The sequence below is a fragment of the Silvimonas soli genome (assembly GCF_030035605.1).
Lineage (GTDB): Bacteria > Pseudomonadota > Gammaproteobacteria > Burkholderiales > Chitinibacteraceae > Silvimonas > Silvimonas soli.
The window spans coordinates 1136465-1161050 of record NZ_CP106736.1 but is presented as its reverse complement, the minus strand read 5'-3'; the positions used below and the strand labels follow the sequence as shown (position 1 = coordinate 1161050).

The following is a 24586-nucleotide window of genomic DNA, read 5'->3' as shown; positions in this document are numbered from 1 at the left end:
TAGCGATGGATGCGCAGGTGATTGGCAGACAACCGCCAATCACAGAAGTATTCAAGGTCTATCAGCATTTGCTGACATTACTTTTTTGTTGCGTAAGTAATGAATGCCGGTTGAAACGTGTTGAGATGGAGGTGCCGCCATGGAAAGACTCATCACTCGCAAGCAAAACACAGAACAGATTGCCTCTGCCAGCCCTGTTGGCGGGACGGTTGTTCACTTGTCCAGTCGCGAGACAGAAGTACCTGCAGTTGGAATGCTGAACGACCGCTTTGACGAATTTTCCAAGGCGGCACCGATCGCCAGCTTGTTCAAGCTGCTGATCGATCCCGTCATGGTGGTCGCAACGTTGCTGGCGCTGGCCCGGGCATTTGATCTGGCGCTGGATGGCTACGTTGTGGTGCTGGCGGTCATAGCGTTTTTGCTGTCCGCGTTAATCCTGGAGGGTACTTTCCTGTTTGTGCCAGGTTATACCCGGCCGCTATTGGGGCTGGCGCGCTTCGCTACAGGTTGGGTGCTGATTTGCGCGCTGGTGGTCATGATCGGCTGGGCGACCCATTGGGCGGTGTACTACGACCAGAATTTTGTGCTGGCGTGGATGTTGTTGGCACCGGTGTGCCTGGTGGCTACCCACTGGCTGATCCGGGTGGGTTTCCTGTTTACCGAAGGCCGCGCCAAATCGACTGATGCCCGCCAGGTGGTGGTGATTGGTGCCAACAAAATGGGCCGGGCGCTGGCTCGGCGCATTCAAGCCAGTGCGCTGCAGAACATGAAGTTCCTGGGCTTCTTTGACGATCGCGGGCTGGATCGGCTCGATGGCGTGAAAGAAGAAGAACTGCTGGGCGGGCTGGAGCGCTTGCCCGACTTTGTGCGGGACAACGATGTGCATGAGTTGTACATCTCTTTGCCCATGACCAAGCAACCGCGTGTGATGCAGATGCTTGATGAAATGCACGACAGCACGGTGTCTATCTTTTTTGTGCTGGATTTTTCGGTGTTCGATCTGATTCAGGCGCGCTTTGAACTTGCCGCCGGCATGCCAGTGGTGGCGGTGTGCGAAAGCCCGTTCCTCGGTTTGCGTGGTCTGGTGAAGCGCATTTCTGATGTGGTGCTGGCTATTTTGATTTTGTTGTTGATCTGGCCGGTCATGCTGGCGGTGGCCGTTGCGGTGAAGCTTACCTCGCCCGGTCCGGTGCTGTTTACCCAGCAACGTTATGGCGCAGATGGCGAAAAAATTCGGGTGTACAAGTTCCGCTCGATGAAAGTGCATAACGAAAATGCGGGAGTGATTACTCAAGCTACCCGCAATGATCCACGACTTACTCCTATTGGTTCGTTTTTACGTCGTACCTCGCTGGACGAATTACCGCAATTCATTAATGTGCTTGAAGGAAAAATGAGCATTGTTGGTCCACGTCCACATGCCAATGCGCATAACGAAATGTATCGCAAGCTGATCAAGGGCTACATGATGCGCTACAAGGTCAAACCGGGAATTACCGGTTGGGCGCAAGTGAATGGCTATCGAGGTGAAACAGAAACTCTGGACAAAATGCAGAAACGGATCGAATACGATCTGGATTACCTGCGTAACTGGTCTCTTTGGCTGGATATAAAGATCATCCTGGCTACGGTCTTGATGGTTATCCGCGATAAGAATGCCTATTGAAATGGCATTCAATAGAGGTGAGGGAAAAATGGAGCAGCGAATCGGTGTCAGTATTGCGATGACCATGGCGGCGTTAATGCTTTTGGCTGGATGCAAAAACGAAACCAAGGCAAATGCAACACCAAGCCAGGTATTGGCCAGAGTGAATGGCGATGAAATCACCGTCAATCAGCTTAACTATCTGCTCGCATCGCAAAAAGTGGCAGATGACAAAACCAAGCAGGCCATGCTGGATAACCTGGTGATGCAGGATGTGCTGGTACAAAAAGCCATTGAACTCAAACTCGATCGTGATCCACGCGTGCTTAGCAGCATCGAGTTCTCGCGGCGGCAGATCCTGGCGCAAGCCGTAGTGGCGACTGAGGTGGGCAAGCTGCCAGATATCACGTCAGCCGACGTCCAGAAGTTTTACTCTGACCATCCGAACCTCTTTGAAAAGCACGCGGTATATGGCTTCTCGACTTTCTTGATCCCGGCTGCTGCGCTGAACGATACGCTGAACCAGGCGCTGGACAAGGCACATAGCGTGCCGGAAGTACGCACAGCGTTGCAAACAGCTGGAGTGACCTTCAAGGAATCAACCCAACGTGCCCCGGCGGAACAGGTGCCTTTGCAATTGCTGGACAAGCTGGCAGCGATTAAGCCCGGTGATACGGCGGCAATGGTGCATGGTGACCAGGCCATGTTGTTGCATGTCGACTCGGTTGACCCTTCGCCAGTTGCCCTGAAAGATGCAACCCCGTCGATTCAGGCTTATATCCAGAAACAACGCTCTGATTCGCTGGCAAAAGACAAAATGGAGTTGTTGAAGAAGACGGCAAAAGTGGAATACGTACAGCAATTCGCTTCAGCGCCTGCTGCTGTGGCAATAGCAGAAAAAGTAGACGACGCTGAAGGTGACGATCATGTCAAATCTGGAATGAGGCTTAAATGATGAAAATAATCAGACTTTGCGCCGGATTACTGTTTTTTGTAGCGATGTCGGTATTCGCTGCCGACCCTTCTGGGGAATATCGGTTGGGTACAGGCGATATTCTGAAGATTTCGGTATATGACCACCCGGAACTGGAAAAAGAAATTCAGGTGAGCCAGGAAGGCACCATTACATATCCAATGATCGGGATGGTTTCAGTTAAAGGTAAAACATTTTCTGAAGCAGAAGCTGCGATTGCCAAAAAACTGGTTGATGGTGATTTCATCAAAAAACCAAATGTGAATATTCTGGTAACGCAATATCGCAGCCAGATGGTTTCGGTGATCGGTGAAGTCAATCACCCAGGGCGCTTTCCGCTGGATTCAGCAGTAAACGTCATTGATCTGCTGGCACTGGCGGGCGGGGTATCCGCAGCGGGTGGCGACAAAGTGTATCTGGTGCGCGATAACCAGCGCACCGAAATCCTGTTGCCCAAATTGCTGGCCAATGCCGACGCCATGACCCAGCAACAGATTCATATGCGCAACGGCGACGTAGTGTACGTACCGCGCATGGCGATGGTTTATGTCTACGGCGACGTGAATCGGGCGGGTGGCTTCCGACTGGAACAGAACATGTCGGTGATGCAGGCCTTGTCGCTGGCTGGCGGCTATACCTTGCGCGCCTCGCATTCCAGCCTGGTGGTGACCCGCACCAAAGCGGACGGAACTGTAACCAAAATCGATGCCAAGCCGGGCGATGTCTTGCAGGAAAACGATGTTGTTTTCGTGCCTGAAAGCATCTTCTGATTGCCTGTATCAAGGAGCCTACGATGACCACCGGTCAACTTTTCCAGATACTTAAAGCCAGAAAACGGCTTGTGCTCGCGGTGACTACGGTCATGGTGCTGCTCATGGTGGCGGTAGTCATGTTCTATCCGCCACGCTATGCGGCCGAGGCCATCCTTACCATTGACGTGGGCTCGGTTGACCCGATCAGCGGCTTGCCTGATGCCTCCACCAACGTGCCGGGCTACTTGTCCACACAGGCCAAAATCATTGAAAGCCATAACACGGCGATCAAGGTCATCCATGCACTCAAGCTGAACGAGAACAAGGATGTGCAGGATGCCTTCGTGGCCGCCACGCAAGGTCGTGGGGCGCTGGACGACTGGCTGGCCGACAAGTTGTTGCAGGATATCGACGCCAAAGTGGCGCGTGACAGCAACATCATCACCATCAAATACACCTCGGGTGATCCGAAGTTCTCGTCGACACTGGCCAATGCCTTTGCCAGTGCCTACGTCAGCATGGTGACGGATATCCGCTCAACCGGGCAGCAACAGAACAACGCGTTCTTTCAGACGCAGTTGAAATCCTTGCAGGCCAACCTGGCTGCTGCCCAGCAAAAACTGGCGGATTTCCAGCAAAAGAACGGGATCATCGCGACTGACGAGCGCCTGGATGTGGAAACGCTGCGCTTGAATGACCTGTCTACCCAGATGGTGGTGGCGCAGGCTCAATCGATGGAAGCACACTCCCGTGCTCGTGGCGGTGCCAATCAGCCGGATGTACTGAATAACCCGCTGGTCCAGAACCTCAAAGCGCAAGTGGCCCAGCTGGAGTCCAAGTTCAAGGAACTGGCCGCCAAAGAGGGCAGCAACAACCCTGCCTACCAACAGGCCCAAGCCGAATTGCAGGAAGCTCGCTCGCAACTGAATCAGGCTATGGCGACCTACAGCTCCGGTTTGTCCAGTACCGCCAGCAATGCCGGTTCACGTTTTGCCGATCAGAAACACGAACTGGAAATGCAGCGGGACAAGGTCTTGCAACTGAAGACGCTGCGCGCCCAGTCGCAGATTCTGGAACAGGAAGTGCTAAGCGATCAGAACGCCTTTGACGCTGCGTTGCGCCGGCAAACTGAAACCTCCATGGAATCTCGCGTAACGCGTGGCAATCCTGGCGTGCTGAAGTCAGCACCTGAGCCGCTCGGACCATCGTTCCCGAAAGCACACGTATTGATTCCATTGGGTCTCATCCTGGGCTTGCTGTTCGGAACCGTGATTGCCGTGCTGGTTGAACTGTCTAACCGCCGCCTGCGTTCTGTGATCGATGTTGAACTGCTACTGAATCTGCCGGTGCTGGCCACGATCAGTCCCAAACACGGGAAGATGGCCTTGCTGCAATCGAAGTTGACGCTCAATTCGGGAGCCGGATCATGAAAAACGAAATCGTCATTGCCGAGTCCGCCGATCAATCCGCGCGTATTGGTCAGATATTGTTGAGCGATGGCAAGATCAGCCAGGCTCAGATTGACCAGATCAGCGAAGTGCAGCAGGAAACCGGCATGCGCTTCGGTGAGGCTGCCATCAAACTCGGGCACGTGACGGATGAAGATATCCGCCGCGCCGTGGCCCGCCAGTTTGACTACTCGTGGCTGGATGCCCGTGACGGTGCCTACGACACCTCATTGGTGGCGGCGTACAAACCGTTCTCCAAAGAGGTCGAGCAGTTGCGCAACCTGCGCAGTCAGCTGGTGCTGCGGGAAGACGCCGTGGCAGAGCGCTGCTTTGTGGTCGCCAGCGTGGATGACGATTCGGCCTCTAGCTGGGTGGCTGCCAATCTGGCCGTGGTGTTTGCCCAGTTGGGCGAACGCACATTGCTGATTGACGCCAACTTGCGTACCCCGCACTTGCAAAAGTTGTTCCGGCTGGGCACCGGTCACGGTCTGGCCGACATTCTGGCCGGACGTTCCGGCCCGGAATGTGTACAGAGTCTGGGGCAACTGGGCGATTTGTCAGTGCTGACGGCTGGCACCGTACCGCCTAATCCACAAGAGTTGCTCTGCCGTCAGTCATTTCGCAGCTTGTTGCTCGAAGCCCGTCCGCGCAACGACGTGATCATTATCGATAGCCCGCCATTACGCGAAGGCGCTGACGTGCAGTTGCTGGCAGCGCGGGCCGGCGCGGCCGTGCTGGTGGCGCGGCGGCATAAATCGTCGGTCAAGGCGATGTTGCAGTTGCGTGATGAACTGCTGGTGACCGGGGCAACCGTGCTCGGTGTGGTGATGCTCAACTAAGGCCACCCACATATGGATCGCATCCCGGTTACTCCTCAGATTGTTTTGCCTGGTTTTCTGGCTGGTCGTCGTTTGATCGCGCTGGCGGCGCTGGCGGCCATGATTCCCACGTTGTACACATTGGCGACAGTGCTCTGGGTCAATCCGGACCAGGAGCATGGCCCGATCATTTTGATGCTGCTGGTGTGGTTGTTCTGGCGCAAACGTGGCGAGCTGGCCGCGCTGCCAGCGCAAGCCAATCGCGCGGGCTGGGCGTGCCTGGCCGTGTTCGTCTTTGCCTATGCCTTGGGGCGCTCGCAAGGGATCTATTTTCTGGAAGTCGGCGCGTTTGTCCCGCTAATTGCCGGTTATCTGCTGCTGGAAAAAGGCTGGCCTGGCGTCAAGATCATGGCGTTCCCGCTGTTCTTCATGGTTTACCTCATGCCGCTGCCGAGTCCGCTGGTTGATGCCATTACCAGTGGTCTGAAAGAGTCGGTCTCGCACGTCGCGGAATCCTTGCTGTATTCGATGAACTACCCGATCGCCCGCAATGGCGTGATTCTGAATATCGGTCAGTACCAGTTGATGGTGGCGGATGCGTGTTCCGGTCTCAATTCCATGTTCAGCCTGTCGGCGCTGGGTTTTCTGTTTGTGTATCTGACGCAGCCAGCGCACTGGTGGCAACGCGCCATTATTGTGTTGTCGCTGCTGCCCATTGCCTTTGTTGCGAACGTGGTGCGGGTGATGGCGCTGGTGCTGCTGACCTATTACTGGGGCGATGCGGCCGGACAGGGTTTCATGCATACCGCAGCCGGTTTGTCGGTGTTTGTGGTGGCGCTGGTGCTGGTGGGTGGGCTGGGCGAATTGCTTAATCGCCTGGGTGGACGTTTGCAACATCCCCGGAGCGTCGCACGATGATTCGTCCTTTGACTCTACCGCACTGGCGGCCCTTGTTGATTGCCGCGCTGATCGTCAGCGGGCCGGTGCTGGCGTGGACACTCACGCCACGCCACCTGATGGCCGACAGTCGCCAGAACGTGAACCTGGAAACCATGTTTCCGGCCCGGATCGGTGAGTGGCAAATGGTCAAGGACGACAAAGCCACGGTGATTTCGCCGGATGTCCAGGCCGCGCTGGAACGTTTTTACTCACAAACGCTGACCCGCATTTATGTGAATCCGCAGGGTTACATGCTGATGCTGTCGATTGCCTACGGGCGTCAGCAAACCGACTCGCTGCGCGTGCATAACCCGGAAATCTGCTACGCCGCGCAGGGGTTTGCATTGTCTGGGCGCAGCAATGCCACCGTGCTGGAATCGCGTGGTGAGTTGCCGATCAAGCGGGTCTTTGCCCAGGCCGGGCAACGTAACGAGCCAATCAGCTACTGGATCACGGTGGGTGATCGCGTCGCCAACGAAACCCCGATGCGCAAGTGGCTGCAGATCAAATACGGTCTGGGGGGGCAAGTGCCCGATGGCGCGCTGGTGCGCGTCTCCAGTATCGACCCCGATGTAGACCGGGCCTATGCCATGCAGGACTCGTTTATCGGCAAGCTGGATCAGTCTCTGACCGCAGATGGCGTACGCATGCTGCTGGGGCAGGCGTCATGACCGTCAGCAAGCTGACCCGGCCCCAGCCGTCGCTGGCATTTCGCGAGGAACAAGCGCGGCCCAAGTCCGAGCGGGACTGGAAACGCTTTCGCAATTTGTGGCTGCTGGCCAACGGGTTCATGACCGTCAATGTCGGTGTGCTGTTCCAGCTCGGTAACCTGAACTCGCTGGAAAAAGCTTTGTTTTTGCTGACTTCGCTGGCTTATTTGCGAAGCAAGCCGGTGGATGGGCGCAATCTGGCCCTGGTCGGAGGCATGTTTGCCGTGGCTTGGGTTTTTGGGGTGATTACTCCGTTCCCGGACTTCGGCTGGTTTCGGTTTATATCGGCGGCAATCTCGATGTTTGCAGTGCTGGCGTTCTTTTGCGCATGGCCTACACCACGTGAGCGCCTGTTGATTTTACATACGCTGGCGCTGGTCCCAGTGGGCATGGTGGTGCTGGGCGGGCTTTACGATCTGGGCGGTATCTCGCGCGTGCTTACGCACGATTACGTCGGGGTAACGCGGCTGCAGGGCAACACGATTCCGGCCTTCCTGGCGGCTGCGGCCTTTGCCGGAAGCGTTGCTTCGGCCTTTTTGACCACGACGGTGGATCGCCGGTTTATTTTGCTGACCGCCGCGGATCTGGCCATCACTTTTCTGACCGCCACGCGTATGCCCTCGGTGGCGGCGCTGGTGGCGGTTTCGGCCATTCTGTTTACCGGACTGCGTTCCGGCGTGTGGCGTGTGGCGATTCTGGTTTACGGGGCTTCGCTGCTGGCTGGTTTTGTGGCGTTGTTTGGCCAGCAACTGGTGACACGCATGGAAGACGGCGGCACCAGCGGACGTGAACTGATCTGGAACTCGCTGCAAGCCTCGCTGGAAAGATATCCGTGGACCGGTGTCGGTTTTGGTCACCACGGTTTGCTGATTCCCGAAAATGTCTCGCGCTTTACCGGCACTGTCGCGGCCCACAACGAATTCCTGCGTTTCGCCGTTGAACTCGGCTATATCGGCGCATCGCTGTTCCTGCTGGTGTTCCTCGGCTTGATCGCCCGCATGGCATTTGACGCCCGTAATGGCAACCGCCTGGCGTTTGTCGTTTCGGTGGGCATGTTCTTTCTGGACTCTTATTCCGACAACACCTTCACGGCAACGAGCTGCTTCATGGTTGTGCTCGCCGCATTCAGTGGCGCGGCTCTGGCCGAGCCCGCTCACAAATTACCCAAAGTCATGCCTCGTGCCATGCGGGGTGGCGCAGGCCCGCGCGCTTTAAGTGGGACAAGAGACGTTCGCGCTGCTCAGCGCTTGCAAGGTTGAGTAGCTAATAAAAACAGTTGTGTCATGACCCCAAAGCCTGCCCGTAGAGCGAAAACGCCACGGCTGGCGCGGTAAATGGGGCATCCAGATTTGAGTGCCAATGTCGGGAGATGCTTGAACATGCAAGCACTAAATAAACCGTGCCAGGTTTCGTTTGTGCAGACAGTGCTGAAGAGGTGCCTATGAGTGCTTCTGATAGCCAGGTGATGGGGGCGGCCGCGCGCGCCGCCGCCAATCTACGGTCCGGCCATGATCTGGCGATGCCAGCCGCAATCTCGCAGCGCTTTGCCTTGCTGCGGTTTCCACTGATCGTCGCCGTGGTGTACATCCACAGCTTCGTTACGACGGTGGGGATGTCTTCGTTCCGCATCGGCAATATGTATTCCTCGCCCGAGTCATGGATGGTGCGCGAGTTCTTTTCGCAAGAGCTGTGCCGCGTGGCGGTGCCGGGCTTCTTCCTGATCTCGGGCTATCTGTTTTTCTGGAACTTCCACGGCACGCTGGCTGAGTATGGCTCGCGGCTGAAAAAGCGCGTGCCCACGCTGCTTATTCCCTATCTGCTGTGGAACCTGCTGGTGATCGGGCTCTATGCCGCATTGCAAAGCCTGCCCGCCGCCAGTTCATTTGTTTCGGGCCAGAACGTGCCGGTGTCCCAGTTTGGTGCACTGGACTGGCTTGATCAATTTGTTGGCTGGCGCCGTTATCCCGCCGCCTATCAGTTCTGGTTTATCCGTGACTTGATGGTGCTGGTGCTGCTGGCCTTGCCCGCCTACTGGTTGCTACGGGCGGCGAGTCATGTGGTGATGGTTTTGATGCTGGCGGCATGGTTTTTGCAGGTGTTACCTGGTATTCCGCCATTTGATGAGCCGCCCCTGTTTTTCATGGCGGGCGCCTATATCGCGTTTCATCGTCTGGACTTGAGCGCGCTGGATCGCGTAGGCCCATGGGCCGCCGTCTTGACGCTATTGCTGGCCGCCCTATCGACGTTGAATGCCGTCTACGAATGGGGATTTGGCGCTGCGCCGCACCAGATCATGATCTTGAGCGGCTTGATCTCTGCGTACTGGCTGGCGGGTATGGTGCCATCGCGCCCCACATTGCATCGCGGGTTGTTGTGGGCCGCTTCCGCCAGCTTCTTTGTGTTTGCCGCGCATGAACCGCTGATGATGGGCATGCGCAAACTGATTTACTACGTGGTCCGGCCCGACGCGACCGGCGCTCTGGTTTTGTATTTTGTAATCCCGTTGCTGGTCATTGGCGTGTGCCTGCTGGTCTGGAGCGCCTTACGCATTGTGCTACCGCGCACGCTGGCGGTGTTGACTGGAGGTCGGCTATGAAACCGTTATCCGTTCCCGTAGCTACCCGGTCTTTTGCCGACATCATTTTGTTAACCACTTGCGATTACCAGGGTGGGCGCAAGGATGAACTTGAGCGTCTGCTGGCCAGCATTCAACAGAGCGTGAGCGACTACGGCTTGAGCGTACGCCACTACCTGTTGTTGCAACGCTGCCAGCCCGATCAGGCCGATCCGGTGGTGCCGGACTACACGGTTGTCATGCGGCTGGATCATCAAGTGTCTTTGTCAGCCGCCCGCAACCTCATGCTGCATCAGGTGCACCGCGACGGTGTGCTGGAACAGGCCAGCATCGTATGTTTTCCCGACGACGATGCGTGGTATCCAGCGGGCACCTTGCAGGCCATTTCGACCTTGTTTGCGCAACAGGCGCAACTCGGTGTGGTGATTTGCCGCTACGCCTCCAGCCCGGTCACCATTGCGCAATGCGCAGGTGGTCTGGCGTTGGCGCGGCGGCCAGGCGCACGCGAGTTTGTGGTCAACGCTTCATCCAACACCTTGTTTGTGCGGGCGGCGGTGGTGCAACAAGTGCGCTACTTCGACGAGCGGCTTGGCGTGGGCGCTCGCCTCAATGGCGGAGAGGATCTGGATTTTGCATTGCGGGCACGCGCTTTGTCTCGCGGCCAGGTGCTGTGGCTGGATGCCCCATTGGTTGGCCATCGCGACAAAAACCGCACCCTGCGCGCACGTTATTTTGCGGGCAGTTTGTATGCCATTGCGCGCTCCTCGGGCGACCCGGCGGTGGCGTTGCAGGCATTCCGCAAATTGCTGGTGGGCTTGTACATGGTGCTGGCGGGCGATTTCGCGCCGCGAGATCTCGCTCGTTCCATGCGTATTGGCATGCAGGCACTATCCGAGCGAGAACCTGAGGTGAGCAGCCAATGACCCAGGATTCTTCTGCCTCGGCCATCTTTGCCAACACCGGTGCTGCAGCAGCGGCGGCAGAACCGCGCCAGGTTGCCAGTACCCGTTGGCCTGATATCGAACGCGGTAAAGGTCTGGCGATTGCGCTGGTGGTCTTTGGCCATCTGCTCAAATACGACACGCTGTCTGAACCCGCCTGGTACGAATGGCTGAAACACACCATCTATTACTTTCACATGCCGTTTTTCATGTATCTGAGCGGCTTTGTGTTTTTCCTGGTGGGCTCCCAGCAAACGTGGGGCAGCAACTTGCTGCAATACGCGAGCAAACGTGCCACCCGCTTGTTGCTGCCATTTGTGGTGTTTGCGGTGCTGATCATCAGCGGCAAATATCTGGCCGGGTTCTACCTCTACGTGCAGGACCGGCCTGACGGCTATTGGGCCGGGTATTACCACTTGTTCTTTGAAACCGAGCAAAGCCCGGCCTTGTCGGTCTGGTATGTGCTGGTGCTGTTTGTGTATTCCATGCTGACGCCTCTGCTGTGGCGCATGGCTGGCGGACGCATTCTGTTGCTGCTGGCGCTGGCCGTGTTGCTGCATTTTTTACCGGTAACAGACGATTTTTATCTGGATCGTGTCGCCCGGTTCTTTGTGTTCTTCCTGGCTGGTGGCGCCATGGCGATCCATCGCGAGCGCTGGCTGCCGTGGCTGGATCGTCTGGCCTGGCCCGCACTGGCATTGTTTCTGGTGTGCGCGGCCACCTTCAATGACGGCCCGGCGACGATGTTCATTGTGGGTGGATTGTCGCTGTTTGCCTTGCATGCACTGGTGCGCCAGCCGTTGTTTGCCAACGACCAGCTGCTGTACTTCCTCGGCCGCAATTCAATGGTGATCTATTTGTTCAACACCATTTTTATTGGCCTGGCCAAAGGCATCTACCTCAAAGCCCTGCCTTATACCGGCAACTGGGTATTTCTATTGCTGCTCGTGACCTTCGTCGCGGGTTTGTTCCTGCCGATTTTGCTTAAACAGGTCATTGGCCGTTTTGCTGTGCTCAATCCGCTCTCTCGCATCATTGCCTGAGCCGCGACTTGCGCCCACTCATTACCGGAAAATCGAACATGACACTCATACAGCCACTTGTTGATGCCACTTTGTTTTACTGCCAGGTGAAGTCACGCGCACCGTTACTGGTGCTGGCTCGCATTGCCGTGTCCGCTGATGGCGACGTGCCAGGTCGGTTCCGATGAATATCCGGGTCGATGATGGTGCGATCCTGGCCGACGATAACGTTGCCAGCAAAGTGCGCTCCAGCCTGATCTGGTCGGCGGTGCGCAACTGGGGTGGCCGCCTGGTCGGGTTTGTTATTTATTTTCAGCTGGTGCGCTTGCTCGATCCGGCATCGATTGGCGCCTTTGCCGCTGCTTTCGCCGTGTTCGCCTTTCTCGAACTCTTTGTAGATCAGGGCTTGGGCGATGCCATCTTGCAGCGCCCCACGGTATCGCAAGGCCAGCTCAATACGGTTTTCCTGCTTAATTTTCTGGTGTCGCTGCTGGTTGTCGGCGGCATCTGGCTGTGCGCGCCGCTGGTCGAGCAGGGCATGAAGATTCATGGGCTCTCCAATATCTTGCGCATTGGCAGTTTGTCTTTGTTGATCAACGCCTTGGGGTTTTGCCAACTGGCGCTGTTCCGGCGCGAATTTCAGTTCAAGCGCCTGGCCATGCGCGGGCTGGTGTCCACGCTGGCGGGCGGGGTGGCTGGCGTAGCACTGGCCTGGCTGGGTTTTGGCGTGTGGGCATTGGTTGCGCAATTGCTGGTCGCAGCGGTGGTTAATCTGGCCATGCTGTGGTGGCGTTCGCGCTGGTACCCAAGCCGGGAACTCGATTTTTCCGGACTGGGCCAGATGAGTCGCTTCGGCATCAATATTCTGGGCGTGCGCGTCATCGAGTTCAGCAACTATCGGCTGATCGACCTGGCCGTTGGATTCTGGCTCGGCGTGGTCAGTCTGGGGATGTATTCGGTTGGCTCCAAACTGTATTACATCTTTGCCCAGCTGCTCGGTTCGGTTTTGCTGGATGTAGCCATGCCGGCTTTCTCACGCATGGCCGGAGATCGTGTTCGCATGCGCGAGGTGTACTACCAGGCGGTGACCATGACGGTGTTTGTCGCCGTGCCGGTGTGGATATTGGTTGCCGCGCTGGCACCAGAGCTATGCCACGTGGCGTTCGGCGCGCGCTGGGCAGGCAGCGAACACATTCTGGTGCCGCTGGCCTTTTTGGGCGCGGCTCAGGCAGTGCAGTACTACGACAGCACCATTCTGAATGCCTGCGGCAAACCGTCGCACTCCTTGTTGCTGTCCTCACTCAAAGCCGTGGCGACCCTGATCAGCATCTGGATTGCGCACAGTTATTCCTTGTTGGCCATCGTCATTGGTTGCGCCTTGGCCCAGGTCGCGCTGATGCCGCTGAGCTACTGGCTGGTGCGGCACGCGTTGGCGATTTCGCTGCGCGAATGGCTGGGCCGGATACTGCCTTTCCTCGCTGCAGTGGTGGTGTTGTGGGGCGGCATTTATCTGCTGGCCGAGCCTTGCGCTAGCTGGCCACCGTTACTCGCACTGGTGTTCAAGGGCGGTGTTGGTGCTGTGTTGTATCTGGGAACGCTGGGTTTGTTTGCCCGCCAGCGTTTGATGGGTTTACTGGTCGCAATCAGGAGTCTGAAACATGGCTAAGTATTTGCGACTGAGCATGATAGCCAGTGGATGCGTTTTGCTGGCGCTGCTTGAGGCAGGCATTGTCCATGCCGCGGACGCAGACAAAGACGTGCGCGAACGCATGGGTGACGTCAAGGCGGGCACCGGGACTTATGCTCCGGCCAGGCAGGCCACCGACGATTGGGACCGCGCGCGTAATCTGGCCAAAAATGATCCGGCCTGGCGCGACTGGGTTACCCAGCGGCGCTATGGTCTTAATGCCTGGATGAAGCTGTCGCATGACAACGCAGATCTGCCCGTGGGCTGGGTGCACGACTATGTCGATCCATCCACCGGCGCCTGGCTGACCTGGACGCCATCCACGCCCATGCCGGCAGCCACCGGCAGCAATCAAAAACAGATCGCCGCCTGGGTGGCGCTGGAGCGCTTGTACAACCAGGGACAGATGCTGGAGGCCGCGCGGCAATTCAAGCTGCAGGGCGATGTGCGCTATCGCGACTGGGCCGCCGCGCAAATGGATTTCTACGCCCGCAATTACATGAAGTTCCCATTGCAGACCTGGAACGGTCAGTCGCGCATGTTTTCGCAGGCGCTGGACGAATCCAACCAGATGTTCCTGCTGGTGGAGGTGATCCGCTTGTTGCGCGGCAGTGTGGATAACGCGCGCATTGCCGACTGGCAAACCAATCTGATTGCGCCGATGGTCGCCAATCAGATGCAGTCGCGGCGCAAAGTACACAATATCTCGGTGTGGGAGGCGGGCGCGATTACCGCCGCTGGCATGGAGTTCAACAATCAGGAATGGATCAGCAGCGGTCGTGATGGCCCACTGGGTTTGCGCGGCCTGCTCGATGGCGGCATGTCCAGCGACGATTTCTGGTTCGAGGGCTCGTTGTCGTATCAGGAATACGTAGTGCAGGCGCTGGTTTCCGTGTTGACGGCCGCGTCGGTACGCAACCAGCTCGATAGCCTGAAAGACGTGTTATGGCGGGCGCAAAACCTGATGATTGCGCCGGCGCAGCTGACCTTCCAGCCGGGTGTTTCGCCAGCAATTAACGATACGCCGCCAAACCGGCCATCACCCAACCGTCCGTTGTGGGCACAGTCGTATCGTGTGTTGCCCACCTGGGTGGCGCTGAGCGACGTTGCCACCGCCCGCAGTTGGGACACATTGCTTGATCCGCCCGCCGCCTCGACCAAGCCCCAGGCGGTGCCTGCGGTGGTGTCTCGCCATTTCCCCGGACTGGATGCGGTGCAAGTGGTTAATCGCGACTGGCACGCCTTGATGGTTTACGGCCAGAAGGCGCCATCGCATGCTCACCAGGAAGCGCTGAATCTGCAACTGCAGCATGGCGATACCTGGATTCTGCAGTCACCTGGCACCGTGGGTTACGGCTCGCCATTGCATGCCCGCTATTTCCGGCTGGCCCCGGCGCATAACGTGCCGTTGATTGATGGTGACGGGCAAATGCCGTATCCGTCAGAAGGGCGTTTCATTGCGTTGTCTGCAGACGGCAATGCCGCTACGGCCGCGCATCCGACCTATCGCAAAGATGCCGCCGTGCAACGGCAAATGGCCGTCAGCGGAAATGACTTTGTCGATACCGTTGATATCACCCGGTCATCATCAGCACCGGCCCGGCTAGGGCTGATCTACAACACCCTGTGCCAGGTGACGCCAGATGGCGCCAAGGCGGGGTCGGGCGACTTACCCGAGGGCAGCGCCTTCAGCTACTGGAAGAACACCACCGTTTACGCCGCGCCTGCCAACTGGTCGGCCACTTTGGTTTGCGGCAATAAAAGCTTTCGTTTCAGCGTGTCTGGCCCCGCATTGCAACGGGTATTTGTCGGCTCGGTGCCAAGTTCAGTCAAGCCGTATTTCCGCCAGGGCATTTACCTGGAAGGGAATGCCGCCGGGGCTCACTTTGTCACGCGCTTTACTCCTTTGAATTAGGCCAGGACTACCGACAATGCGACTGACCTTCATTTGCGCCCAATTGCCTTATCCACCCAACCACGGCGGTACCGTGGATATGTGGCGGCGGGTGTGCGCCTTGCATGATGCAGGCGTCAAACTGCGCATCGTCTGCTGGCATCAAGCTGAAGCTGGTGACCCGGAGTTAGCAGAAAATCTGGCCCGGATTCGCGAGAAGGCAGAATCCGTGGTGGTCTTGCCATTTCAGACAGGCTTTGCCTCAAAACTGCCCCGCCTGGCCCGGCTGCTGACGCTACCTTGGGCCGCCAGTGCGCGCTCGCTGTCAGAGCAGGCCTATGCCGCAGTGCTCGGTAGCGAACGCGCTGCCGCTGTGGATGCAGTGTGGCTGGATGGTCTGTATGGCGGTGATTTGGCGCTCAAACTGGCCCACGCATTGCAACGCCCGCTGTTTTATCGCTCGCATAATATCGAGCACCGCTATACCCGTTACCAACTCAATTCCGCCCACGGTATGCGCGAGCAAGCGCACTGGCTGCTGCGCAATTGCAATGTCGAACATTTCGAGCGCCGGGTGCTGCGCGAGGCCGAGGCATTTTTTGATATCTCGGTGGACGACCTCGCTTACTGGCGGGCCTGCGGATTTACCCACGGGCATTGGCTGCCAACGCTGGTTGATCAGGAAATGGCCGCCAGGTTGAGCGCACCGGTTAGCCGCGCGCCCGAGTTTGATGTGGGTTACCTGGGCAATTTGTTCATGCCCAACAACGTGTTTGGCATCAGCTGGTTTATCGAACAAGTGGTGCCTACGCTGCTGCAACGTAACCCGGCACTGCGCATTTTTATCGCCGGTAGCCGCCCCAATGAACGCATTCGCGCGCTGTTGGCCGCGGTGCCTCAGATCACCCTGATCGAAAGCCCGCCAGATGCCGCAGTGGTCTTGCGCAATGCCAAGGTGCTGATCAACCCGGTGTTTGCGGGCAGCGGGGTCAATGTCAAATCGGTGGAAATGCTGTTTACGCCCGCTGCGCTGGTGAGCACGCCACAAGGTTTGGCGGGCTTGCCTGAAAACGTTGCGGCTTGCTTTCAGGTGGCGACCGAGGCCGACGCCTTTGCCCAGGCTATCCAGAATGCCTTGCAAGCAGATCTGCATACCCCGGCTTACGCGTTGCAACGGCAGCGCGCCCGCCAATGCTTTCAGTCCAGCCGTATTGCCGAGATTCTGCCGGTTTTGCAAAACAGCCGAGCCCATGAGATTGCTGCTCCAACCCGGACTGTTGCCGTTCGCGGCATTGACCAGAAGGTGGGTTGAGATGCCAGGTTTTTTTATTGTTAGAGAGAGCTGAACGATGACAGCCCATGACGCCACCGTGAGCGTAATCGTGCCGACTTACAAGCGCGCTCACCTGATCGAAGAGACGTTGCTGACGTATCTGCAGGAAAACGTGATCGAATTGATCGTGATTGATGATTGCTCGCCCGACGATACCGCCGCTGTGGTGCGTCGCCTGATCACGCGGGACAGCCGCATCCGTTATTTTCGGCAGGCAGAAAACCTGAGCCAGACCGCCGCCAAAAACCGGGGCAAGGCATTGGCTCGCGGGCAGTACATCTATTTTGGCGACGATGACTCGGTCCTATTGCCAGGCTCCATCCGTAGTTTGCTGGAGACCGCAAGCCAGCATCCGGGAAGCATTATCGGAGCGTCAGCAGTGTATATGAATCACGATGAAACCTCGGCCACGCTGGCGGCGGCCCGGCGTACCCGCGTGCAAACCGCCGAGCAGGTGGCAGACCTCAAACGCCTGCGTTTCGAGTTCGATTGCGTTGCGGACAAAGTGCTGGAAGTGCCGGTTTGCCATGCCAGTTTTTTGATCGAGACGCGCCAGGCGGCACGGCTTGATTTTGACCGGGTGTATCGCGGTAACGCCTATCGCGAGGAAACCGATTTCCTGCTGCGCAGCCGGGCATTGGGGCAGCAGATATTCCTCGACACGCGTGCGGTGCAGGTCAATTTGCCGGCGGCCCAAGCCACCGGTGGCGCCAGAAAACGTTTCTGGCGGACCGAGTATTTCATCATGGCCAATACCTGGCTGCTCATCAAACGTAACCAATTGATTATTCGTCAATTGTCTCCTGATTTCTCGGCGTCTGCGGCAATGCTGGCGCTGCTTGGACAACGCATTGGCGGGGTTATCCGGCGTAACCGGGCCCGCGGCAGAAAACTTTGGAAAATGCTCAGTGCGGCAACTGCCTGAGTGTTTTGAATCGGTATCCGGTTTTGTTATCACATGGGGTAAAGCAAAATGAAAATCAGCATATTCGGGTTGGGATACGTGGGAGTCGTCGCCGCCGGTTGTCTGGCCGGTGAAGGGCATACTGTCATTGGGGTTGAGCCTAACGCCAGCAAAGTAGACCTGATCAACCGGGGCATTCCCCCGATTGTGGAAAAAGACATCGCCGAACTGGTTTCGGAGGCGGTTTCTGCCGGTCGTTTGCGCGGTACCACGGATGTGCATGCCGCCGTGCTGGCGACCGAGATGTCGTTCATTTGCGTGGGCACGCCCAGCCAGCTGAACGGCGCGCTGGATTTGCGTTACGTACGCCGGGTTTGCGAAGAAATCGGCGCGGCGCTTAAAGAAAAGAGTGATTTTCATATCGTGGTGGCCCGCAGCACCATGCTGCCTGGCACCATGAAAGACGTGGTGATTCCTACGCTGGAACAGCATTCCGGCAAGAAAGCCGGGGTGGATTTTGGTGTGTGCAACAATCCGGAATTCCTGCGTGAAGGCACTGCGGTATGGGACTACCGGAATCCTCCTAAAACAGTGCTCGGCCAGACGGACGTGCATAGTGGCGATGTGCTGGCGGGTTTATACAGCGAGCTCAAGGCGCCACTGATCCGTACCGATATCGAAACTGCCGAAATGGTGAAGTACGTCGATAACGTCTGGCATGCGCTGAAAGTGTCGTTTGCCAACGAAATCGGCAATATTTGCAAAGGTCTGGAAATCGATAGCCATCAGGTTATGGATATCTTTTGCAAAGACACCAAGCTCAACCTGTCACCGTATTACCTCAAGCCGGGCTTTGCTTTTGGCGGCTCTTGCCTGCCCAAAGACGTGCGCGCGCTGAACTACAAAGCGCGCAGCCTTGATCTGGAATTGCCGATTCTGAGCGCCATTTTGCCCAGCAATGACCGCCAGGTGGAACGCGGCTATTCCATGATTACCGCCAAGGGCAAACGCAAGATCGGCGTACTGGGTTTCAGCTTCAAGGCGGGCACCGATGACCTGCGCGAAAGCCCGATTGTGGAGGTGATCGAGCGCCTGATCGGCAAGGGCTACGATCTGAAACTGTACGATCGCAACGTGAACCTGGCCGCGCTGACCGGCGCCAACAAGGATTACATCTTCAATATGATTCCGCACATTTCGCGCATCATGGAGCAATCGCTGGATGCGGTGCTCGATCACGCCGAAGTGCTGGTCATCGGTAACAATGCCCCCGAGTTCAAAGACGCCTTTACCCGTCTGCGGCCGAATCAGGAAATCATCGACTTTGTGCGTGTAGTCGATCACAAGAGCGAGGAGGGCAAATACGATGGCATCTGCTGGTAAACCCCGCAAAGTACTGATTATCGTGGAAAACCTGCCCTCGCCATTTGACCGGCGCGTGTGGCAGGAGGCCACCACCTTGCGCGACGCCGGTTACGTAGTGTCGATCATTTGCCCGACCGGCAAAGGCTATGAGTCGCACTTTGAAGTGGTCGACGATATCCACATTTATCGCCACGAGTTGCCACTGGAGGCGGAAGGCGCCAAAGGCTATTTGCTGGAGTATTCGGCGGCGTTGTTCCATGAGTTCCGCCTGGCGTTCAAGGTCATGTTCGGGCGCGGTTTTGATGCCATTCATGCCTGCAATCCGCCCGATCTGATTTTTCTGGTCGGTGGCTTCTTCAAACTGTTTTTTGGCAAAAAATTCCTGTTTGATCATCACGACATCAACCCGGAATTGTATGAAGCCAAATTCGGTCGGCGGGACTTTTTTTACAAGCTGATGGTGCTGTTTGAGCGCTGGACCTTCAACACCGCCAGCGTATCCATCGCCACCAATGAGTCGTACAAGCGCATCGCCATCGAGCGCGGCGGCATGAAGCCGGAAAACGTCTACGTGGTGCGCAGTGGCCCCAAGCTGGACCGGTTGCGCCAGGTGCCGACGGTTCCCGAACTGAAAAAAGGCCGCGAATTCCTGGTGGGCTACGTGGGGGTGATGGGCAAGCAGGAAGGCATTGATTATCTGCTGCGAGCCATGGCGCACATCGTGCATGAACGCAAACGCACTGACGTGCAACTGGGTCTGGTGGGCGGCGGCACGTCGCTGGCCCAGATGCAGGCCTATGCAAAAGAGTTGGGTATTGCCGAGTATGTAACCTTCACCGGTCGCGTGCCGGACCAGCAATTGCTGGAAATGCTCAATACGGCGGACGTATGCGTTAATCCGGACGTGGCCAATGAAATGAACGACAAATCCACCATGAACAAAATCATGGAATATATGGCGCTGGCCAAGCCCATTGTGCAGTTTGATCTCACCGAAGGGCGCTTCTCGGCGCAAGATGCATCGCTCTACGCCAAACGCAATGATGAAGTCGACATGGGCGAGAAAATTCTCGAACTGCTGGCCGACCCGGCTCGCCGCAAGACCATGGGCGAGTACGGTCAACGACGCGTGATGAACGAACTGGAATGGAAGTACGAAGTACCCAAGTTGCTGGCGGCGTATGAGGCGCTGTTTGCGCCGGCTACAGCCAAAGCAGGCATCCCGCAGACGGCCAAGGAAACCTCAGCCCGTTCGGAATGAGGAGCTGCCATCTCTGCGCGAATGTGCTCTTGCGGTGGTGTGATAACTAAGAAGTAAGAAGTTATTTGCGGGTGTCCACCAAGCGGGCCTGGTTTCATTACCAGGCCCGCTTTATTCTGTGCAGCTACTCGAAGGCTGGCAGATCAGCCCAACCATAAGCTGGTGACAATGCACGTTGGTTGATCCTCAGCCTGCCGACCCGAGGCGATGCATTTTCAATGGATGCAGAAAAGCCCACGACCGAAGTCGTGAGCCGTTCTGTTCTTGCGTGATACTTTACTGCCCGGGTGTGTCGCCCCGTGAGGCGAAACGTAACCGGTCCGGCAAACCCTTAGGCCGCAGTTGCGGACACCGAGTTAAAGCTGGTGTCACCCAGTTTGCGGCGACGAGCACGTGCTGCAACCAGAGCGACCACACCCAGACCCATCAGGGCATAGGTTTCTGGTTCCGGTACCGGGCTCAATGTGCCCAAAATGCCGTAGATACCTTGTACCGCGCCTGTTTCCAGCGTGCCGTTTACTTCCAGCGCATAGGTATGGCCGGAGAAGAACGTAGCGGTTGAGGTGAAGGGAGGTTCATTCAGTGGCACGCTACCCAGGAAAACCGGGCCGGAAGTCACGTCCCACAAAGACAGGGTTGCGGCTGCGATATTTTGCAGGCCGCCCAAAGTCAATTGGCTGAAGTACACATTGGAGGCGTACGAGGTTGGATCAACACCAAATGTGATGAAGTCATCAAATGATGGAGTTGTGACGGTATTGTCGATGATGAAGTTCCGGGGAGAACTGACCACCCCAATATCAGTCACGTTTGTGTAGGTGGTGGTCGTCAAGGCAAAAGCCCCTGCAGACGCACCGATGAAGGCCAAGCCAGCAACCAGATTACGTAGTTTCATGACTTACTTCTCCTGATTTATTTCGGACTTGAAGAGACCTGCGGCAGAACAGGCCTCGCTTGTTGCCCATCAGAATTTAAAAACCATCTTCACTTTTGGGCACAGAGTGAAGATAAAAACCCCGGGACCACTTTTCCCCCCGCGGCGATAGTTCGGCGATATTTTGAGAAGGGTCGTCGCCCCATGAACGCCTTGCGATGTGCGGCCAGATATTCCTGACTACACATTTCAATGACCAATTTTATCAAGTAAGCAATTTGCTTTCAAATACTATTTATTAAATTTAACTTAAAGAAAATTTAATCGTAAGTAAATGATGGGTGGAATGGTTTTTGCTGCGTTGCAATATCACATTTAGTTGCTCTTGGAATGACCTTTTGTTAGAAAAAACCTTTTTAAAATAAAGAGTTTGAAACTGATAGGTAAAGTTAAGTATTATTATGGTGCGTAAGGTTTGTCGGAAAATAGATCAAATTCTTACCATTAATTGTAAGAAATATGCTTTCTACAGTTTTACCTTTTGTCGGGTTTTGCTGCAAAGAAGTGTGTTCTTTTCGCAAAAAAATGTTTCGTGTAAGCCTTTTGTGAGGTTGGGTGATGAGGTGGAGCTTGTTTTGTCGTGTGGTAGACAACTTTGGCGACATTGGGGTGTGCTGGCGGCTGGCCCGGCAATTGCAGCAGGAATACGGACAAAACGTCACTTTGTGGGTAGACGACGTGGCCGCGCTGGCACGCATTGCGCCCACCGCCGCGCCGCTGGAAGCAAATCAGAACCTGGACGGTGTGCAGGTCCGGCACTGGTCGGTAAATGCCCATCCCGCTGACGACGCTGATGTGGTGATCGAAGCGTTCGCTTGTGAAATCCCGGCCAGCATGCTGGCAGCAATGCGGACTCGGGCCACCGCTCCGCTATGGCTGAATCTGGAATATCTCTCAGCTGAAGACTGGGTGACAGGATGTCACGCGCTGGCGTCGCCGCAAGGCGGTGGCCTGAATAAATACTTTTTCTTTCCTGGCTTTGTCGCGGGCACTGGCGGCGTTATTGGTGAAGAGCAGGCACGCCAGGCGCGGGCGCGGTGGTCGGTTCAGGAGCGCGGGGCATGGCTCACGGCGCTTGGCGTGGCGAACCCGACCGCGCTGACATTAAGCCTGTTTGCATATGAGAATCCGGCTTTAGCCGCGCTGATACAGCAAATCGCGGCTACGCAAGAGCCGGTTAATCTGCTGGTACCCGAGGGCAGGGTACTTCCAGAACTGGCCAAGACTCTCGGCTTGCCGGCATTGCAGGCTGGTCAGCACCATCAGCTCGGTGCGTTGAATATTCACATTCTCCCCATGGTCGCGCAGCCCGATTACGATCGTTTGCTGTGGAGTTGCGATCTCAACTTTGTGCGCGGGGAAGACAGCTTTGTGCGGGCGCAGTGGGCGGCAAGACCGCTGGTGTGGCATATCTATCCACAAGACGATGCGGCGCACGAAGCCAAGCTGGTCGCCTTTCTCAAGCTGTATACCACTGGCTGGGATGAATACCGCGCAAGTCGTTTGGCGGCGTTCTGGTTCGGCTGGAATCGCCGCGAACTGGCCGCTGGAGCGTGGGCGGATTTGCGTGAAATGCTGCCGCAAGCGCAGCAATATGCTGCAGCTTGGGCCACCCATCTGGAAAGTCTTGGTAATCTGGCAGCAAATCTGGTCAGCTTTGCCAAAGATAAGTTAAAATAGCGGGTTACCAGTTTCCGTTTTGTAAACTGCCGCCCGACAGTGATTGCTGGAAGATTGTTCGGGGCAGCCTGCAAACACCCCTATCCCAGTTCAAGCAATCAGGAATCATCAGCAATGAAGACCGCACAGGAAGTCCGTTCGGGTAACGTAATCATGGTCGACGGCCAGCCGCTCGTTGTCCAGAAAACCGAATACAACAAGTCTGGCCGTAACTCTGCCGTTGTTAAAATGAAAATGAAGAACCTGCTGAACGACTCCCCGTCCGAAGCAGTGTACAAGGCCGACGACAAGTTCGACGTCGTGACCCTGGACAAGAAAGAATGCACCTACTCGTACTTCGCTGACCCGATGTACGTGTTCATGGACACTGAGTACAACCAGTACGAAGTCGAAGCTGAAAACGTGGGCGACGCTGTCGGTTACATCGTTGACGGCATGGAAGACAAGTGTGAAGTCACTTTCTACGACGGCAAAGCCATCTCCGTAGAACTGCCGACCACCATCGTGCGCGAAGTGGAATACACCGAGCCAGCAGTGCGTGGCGATACTTCCGGCAAGGTGATGAAGCCTGCCAAGATCAAGGGTGCTGCTACCGAGATTCAAGTGGCTGCATTCATCGAAATCGGTGACAAAATCGAAATCGATACCCGCACTTACGAATTCAAGCGCCGCGCTTGATTGCTTCGTTGGTGTAGCAAACAAAAACCCGCCGCTGGCGGGTTTTTGTTTGGGCGGCATTTATGGCCGGGATTATTGCGCGACCCGACCAGCAAAACTCATAGCCCGGATGAAGCATGCCCCTCGGGGTACCCCCACAAAGCTCTTGGAGAATTACATATGACAGTTGCAGTGGGGCAGCGAGAATCCGGGGTTGCCACATATCAACAAGCAACCGGCAGTGATATTTGCCGATGCCGCATCCCGGATTCCCGCCCTGCGGGCTCGATCCGGGCTACGAGTTCCGAATCCATCCTACGCCGGTACTTCCCATCCCAACGCCTGAATAACGCGAGCAAACTCTTCCGCCAGCGCGCAGCGCAAATCCAGCACCTCCCGACTTACTGGATGTGGCAAACACATAGCGCTGCAGGCCAGAAACAGACGGTTCACGCCAAGCTCTTCGGCAAACTTGCGGTTGTGCTGGCCTTTGCCGTAGGTGGCGTCGCCAATGATCGGATGGCTGATGTGCTTCATGTGGCGGCGCAACTGATGACGACGGCCAGTGACGGGTTCCAGTTCCATCAAGGCGTACCGCGTTTGCGGATATCGATCAACCGACCACGGCTGTTCGGTGGCGGCCAATCGTTTGAACCGCGTAATCGCAGGCTGGATCGGGCCTTGTGGCGCGCCCTTGGTAATTTCGGATTCATCCAGTTGCCTGGCCAGCGCGTGGTCGATGGTGCCTTGCTCGTCTGGCCAGCCGCGCACGATGGCGTGGTAACGCTTGTCGACCAGCTGTGCTTCAAAGCTCATCGATAATGCCCGGCCGATTTCTGGCGTCAAACCAAACAGCAACAAGCCAGATGTTCCCTTATCCAGTCGATGCGCCGGATAAACCCGCCGCCCCAACTGATCGCGTAGCAACTGCACGGCAAAGCGGGTCTCGTGCCGGTCCAGCATGGAGCGATGCACTAGCAGTCCCGCCGGTTTGTGGATGGCCACCAGGTATTCGTCCTGGTAAATGATCTCTAGCATGCTGCGGCGG

At 56.7% G+C, this 24586-nt stretch carries 22 protein-coding genes; 20 read left to right on the top strand and 2 right to left on the bottom strand.

The annotated features are described in order from the left end of the window. Positions 1-139 precede the first annotated feature (139 nt). From N7220_RS05330 to N7220_RS05245, 18 genes are all read left to right on the top strand, one after another. Complete coding sequence (locus N7220_RS05330; protein ID WP_283150428.1) at positions 140-1666, top strand: undecaprenyl-phosphate glucose phosphotransferase; 1527 nt, start codon at positions 140-142, stop codon at positions 1664-1666. Positions 1667-1694: 28 nt separating this feature from the next. After that, positions 1695-2600, top strand: a complete 906-nt coding sequence (locus N7220_RS05325; protein ID WP_283150427.1) for an EpsD family peptidyl-prolyl cis-trans isomerase — start codon at positions 1695-1697, stop codon at positions 2598-2600. Continuing rightward, positions 2597-3388: a polysaccharide biosynthesis/export family protein gene (locus N7220_RS05320; RefSeq protein ID WP_283150426.1), complete on the top strand. Its 792-nt coding sequence runs from the start codon at positions 2597-2599 to the stop codon at positions 3386-3388. The genes N7220_RS05325 and N7220_RS05320 overlap by 4 nt, the downstream gene beginning before the upstream one ends. A 23-nt stretch (positions 3389-3411) precedes the next feature. After that, positions 3412-4800, top strand: coding sequence for a Wzz/FepE/Etk N-terminal domain-containing protein (locus N7220_RS05315; RefSeq protein ID WP_283150425.1), 1389 nt, complete (start codon positions 3412-3414; stop codon positions 4798-4800). Beyond that, positions 4797-5657: a polysaccharide biosynthesis tyrosine autokinase gene (locus N7220_RS05310; RefSeq protein ID WP_283150424.1), complete on the top strand. Its 861-nt coding sequence runs from the start codon at positions 4797-4799 to the stop codon at positions 5655-5657. Before N7220_RS05315 ends, N7220_RS05310 begins: the two co-directional genes overlap by 4 nt. A gap of 12 nt (positions 5658-5669) precedes the next feature. Next, a complete protein-coding gene (gene xrtB, locus N7220_RS05305; protein ID WP_283150423.1) occupies positions 5670-6554 on the top strand; it encodes an exosortase B in 885 nt (294 codons plus the stop codon). Further along, on the top strand, positions 6551-7246 hold the full coding sequence (gene epsI / locus N7220_RS05300; protein WP_283150422.1) for an exosortase-associated protein EpsI, B-type: 696 nt from the start codon (positions 6551-6553) through the stop codon (positions 7244-7246). The genes xrtB and epsI overlap by 4 nt, the downstream gene beginning before the upstream one ends. Further along, positions 7243-8544 carry an O-antigen ligase family protein gene (locus N7220_RS05295; protein ID WP_283150421.1) on the top strand — a complete coding sequence of 434 codons (1302 nt, stop codon included), beginning with the start codon at positions 7243-7245 and terminating at the stop codon, positions 8542-8544. The genes epsI and N7220_RS05295 overlap by 4 nt, the downstream gene beginning before the upstream one ends. 182 nt (positions 8545-8726) lie before the next feature. Beyond that, positions 8727-9881, top strand: a complete 1155-nt coding sequence (locus N7220_RS05290; RefSeq protein ID WP_283150420.1) for an acyltransferase family protein — start codon at positions 8727-8729, stop codon at positions 9879-9881. Further along, a complete protein-coding gene (locus N7220_RS05285; RefSeq protein ID WP_283150419.1) occupies positions 9878-10783 on the top strand; it encodes a glycosyltransferase family 2 protein in 906 nt (301 codons plus the stop codon). Before N7220_RS05290 ends, N7220_RS05285 begins: the two co-directional genes overlap by 4 nt. Beyond that, positions 10780-11844 carry an acyltransferase family protein gene (locus N7220_RS05280; RefSeq protein ID WP_283150418.1) on the top strand — a complete coding sequence of 355 codons (1065 nt, stop codon included), beginning with the start codon at positions 10780-10782 and terminating at the stop codon, positions 11842-11844. Before N7220_RS05285 ends, N7220_RS05280 begins: the two co-directional genes overlap by 4 nt. Positions 11845-11882: 38 nt before the next feature. Continuing rightward, positions 11883-12011 (top strand): hypothetical protein, encoded by a 129-nt coding sequence (locus N7220_RS05275; protein ID WP_283150417.1) that lies wholly within the window; start codon positions 11883-11885, stop codon positions 12009-12011. Next, positions 12008-13489 carry a lipopolysaccharide biosynthesis protein gene (locus N7220_RS05270; RefSeq protein ID WP_283150416.1) on the top strand — a complete coding sequence of 494 codons (1482 nt, stop codon included), beginning with the start codon at positions 12008-12010 and terminating at the stop codon, positions 13487-13489. The genes N7220_RS05275 and N7220_RS05270 overlap by 4 nt, the downstream gene beginning before the upstream one ends. Then, positions 13482-15425 (top strand): heparinase II/III domain-containing protein, encoded by a 1944-nt coding sequence (locus N7220_RS05265; RefSeq protein WP_283150415.1) that lies wholly within the window; start codon positions 13482-13484, stop codon positions 15423-15425. Before N7220_RS05270 ends, N7220_RS05265 begins: the two co-directional genes overlap by 8 nt. Before the next feature lie 16 nt (positions 15426-15441). Continuing rightward, complete coding sequence (locus N7220_RS05260) at positions 15442-16716, top strand: glycosyltransferase (RefSeq protein WP_283150414.1); 1275 nt, start codon at positions 15442-15444, stop codon at positions 16714-16716. 37 nt (positions 16717-16753) lie between these two features. Then, entirely contained in the window at positions 16754-17662 is a 909-nt protein-coding gene (locus N7220_RS05255) for a glycosyltransferase family 2 protein (RefSeq protein WP_283150413.1), read from the top strand. A 48-nt stretch (positions 17663-17710) separates the two neighbouring features. Beyond that, complete coding sequence (locus N7220_RS05250) at positions 17711-19024, top strand: nucleotide sugar dehydrogenase (RefSeq protein ID WP_283150412.1); 1314 nt, start codon at positions 17711-17713, stop codon at positions 19022-19024. Then, positions 19008-20267: a glycosyltransferase family 4 protein gene (locus N7220_RS05245; RefSeq protein ID WP_283150411.1), complete on the top strand. Its 1260-nt coding sequence runs from the start codon at positions 19008-19010 to the stop codon at positions 20265-20267. The genes N7220_RS05250 and N7220_RS05245 overlap by 17 nt, the downstream gene beginning before the upstream one ends. A gap of 331 nt (positions 20268-20598) precedes the next feature. Here N7220_RS05245 and N7220_RS05240 read toward each other — a convergent pair whose 3' ends face one another. Continuing rightward, positions 20599-21162 (bottom strand): FxDxF family PEP-CTERM protein, encoded by a 564-nt coding sequence (locus N7220_RS05240; protein ID WP_283150410.1) that lies wholly within the window; start codon positions 21160-21162, stop codon positions 20599-20601. Positions 21163-21759: 597 nt separating this feature from the next. Between N7220_RS05240 and earP the strand changes: the two genes are divergently transcribed. Together earP and efp are read left to right on the top strand one after the other, a co-directional pair. Continuing rightward, positions 21760-22881 carry an elongation factor P maturation arginine rhamnosyltransferase EarP gene (earP, locus tag N7220_RS05235; protein WP_283150409.1) on the top strand — a complete coding sequence of 374 codons (1122 nt, stop codon included), beginning with the start codon at positions 21760-21762 and terminating at the stop codon, positions 22879-22881. A 114-nt stretch (positions 22882-22995) separates the two neighbouring features. Continuing rightward, complete coding sequence (efp, locus tag N7220_RS05230) at positions 22996-23559, top strand: elongation factor P (RefSeq protein ID WP_283150408.1); 564 nt, start codon at positions 22996-22998, stop codon at positions 23557-23559. Positions 23560-23853: 294 nt separating this feature from the next. Here efp and N7220_RS05225 read toward each other — a convergent pair whose 3' ends face one another. Beyond that, positions 23854-24576: a pseudouridine synthase gene (locus N7220_RS05225; RefSeq protein WP_283150407.1), complete on the bottom strand. Its 723-nt coding sequence runs from the start codon at positions 24574-24576 to the stop codon at positions 23854-23856. Positions 24577-24586 lie beyond the last annotated feature (10 nt).

Coding starts and splice junctions, on each gene's coding strand:
- N7220_RS05330 (WP_283150428.1), top strand. CDS start 140: ATGGAAAGACTCATCACTCGCAAGCAAAACACAGAACAGATTGCCTCT.
- N7220_RS05325 (WP_283150427.1), top strand. CDS start 1,695: ATGGAGCAGCGAATCGGTGTCAGTATTGCGATGACCATGGCGGCGTTA.
- N7220_RS05320 (WP_283150426.1), top strand. CDS start 2,597: ATGATGAAAATAATCAGACTTTGCGCCGGATTACTGTTTTTTGTAGCG.
- N7220_RS05315 (WP_283150425.1), top strand. CDS start 3,412: ATGACCACCGGTCAACTTTTCCAGATACTTAAAGCCAGAAAACGGCTT.
- N7220_RS05310 (WP_283150424.1), top strand. CDS start 4,797: ATGAAAAACGAAATCGTCATTGCCGAGTCCGCCGATCAATCCGCGCGT.
- xrtB (WP_283150423.1), top strand. CDS start 5,670: ATGGATCGCATCCCGGTTACTCCTCAGATTGTTTTGCCTGGTTTTCTG.
- epsI (WP_283150422.1), top strand. CDS start 6,551: ATGATTCGTCCTTTGACTCTACCGCACTGGCGGCCCTTGTTGATTGCC.
- N7220_RS05295 (WP_283150421.1), top strand. CDS start 7,243: ATGACCGTCAGCAAGCTGACCCGGCCCCAGCCGTCGCTGGCATTTCGC.
- N7220_RS05290 (WP_283150420.1), top strand. CDS start 8,727: ATGAGTGCTTCTGATAGCCAGGTGATGGGGGCGGCCGCGCGCGCCGCC.
- N7220_RS05285 (WP_283150419.1), top strand. CDS start 9,878: ATGAAACCGTTATCCGTTCCCGTAGCTACCCGGTCTTTTGCCGACATC.
- N7220_RS05280 (WP_283150418.1), top strand. CDS start 10,780: ATGACCCAGGATTCTTCTGCCTCGGCCATCTTTGCCAACACCGGTGCT.
- N7220_RS05275 (WP_283150417.1), top strand. CDS start 11,883: ATGACACTCATACAGCCACTTGTTGATGCCACTTTGTTTTACTGCCAG.
- N7220_RS05270 (WP_283150416.1), top strand. CDS start 12,008: ATGAATATCCGGGTCGATGATGGTGCGATCCTGGCCGACGATAACGTT.
- N7220_RS05265 (WP_283150415.1), top strand. CDS start 13,482: ATGGCTAAGTATTTGCGACTGAGCATGATAGCCAGTGGATGCGTTTTG.
- N7220_RS05260 (WP_283150414.1), top strand. CDS start 15,442: ATGCGACTGACCTTCATTTGCGCCCAATTGCCTTATCCACCCAACCAC.
- N7220_RS05255 (WP_283150413.1), top strand. CDS start 16,754: ATGACAGCCCATGACGCCACCGTGAGCGTAATCGTGCCGACTTACAAG.
- N7220_RS05250 (WP_283150412.1), top strand. CDS start 17,711: ATGAAAATCAGCATATTCGGGTTGGGATACGTGGGAGTCGTCGCCGCC.
- N7220_RS05245 (WP_283150411.1), top strand. CDS start 19,008: ATGGCATCTGCTGGTAAACCCCGCAAAGTACTGATTATCGTGGAAAAC.
- N7220_RS05240 (WP_283150410.1), bottom strand. CDS start 21,162: ATGAAACTACGTAATCTGGTTGCTGGCTTGGCCTTCATCGGTGCGTCT.
- earP (WP_283150409.1), top strand. CDS start 21,760: ATGAGGTGGAGCTTGTTTTGTCGTGTGGTAGACAACTTTGGCGACATT.
- efp (WP_283150408.1), top strand. CDS start 22,996: ATGAAGACCGCACAGGAAGTCCGTTCGGGTAACGTAATCATGGTCGAC.
- N7220_RS05225 (WP_283150407.1), bottom strand. CDS start 24,576: ATGCTAGAGATCATTTACCAGGACGAATACCTGGTGGCCATCCACAAA.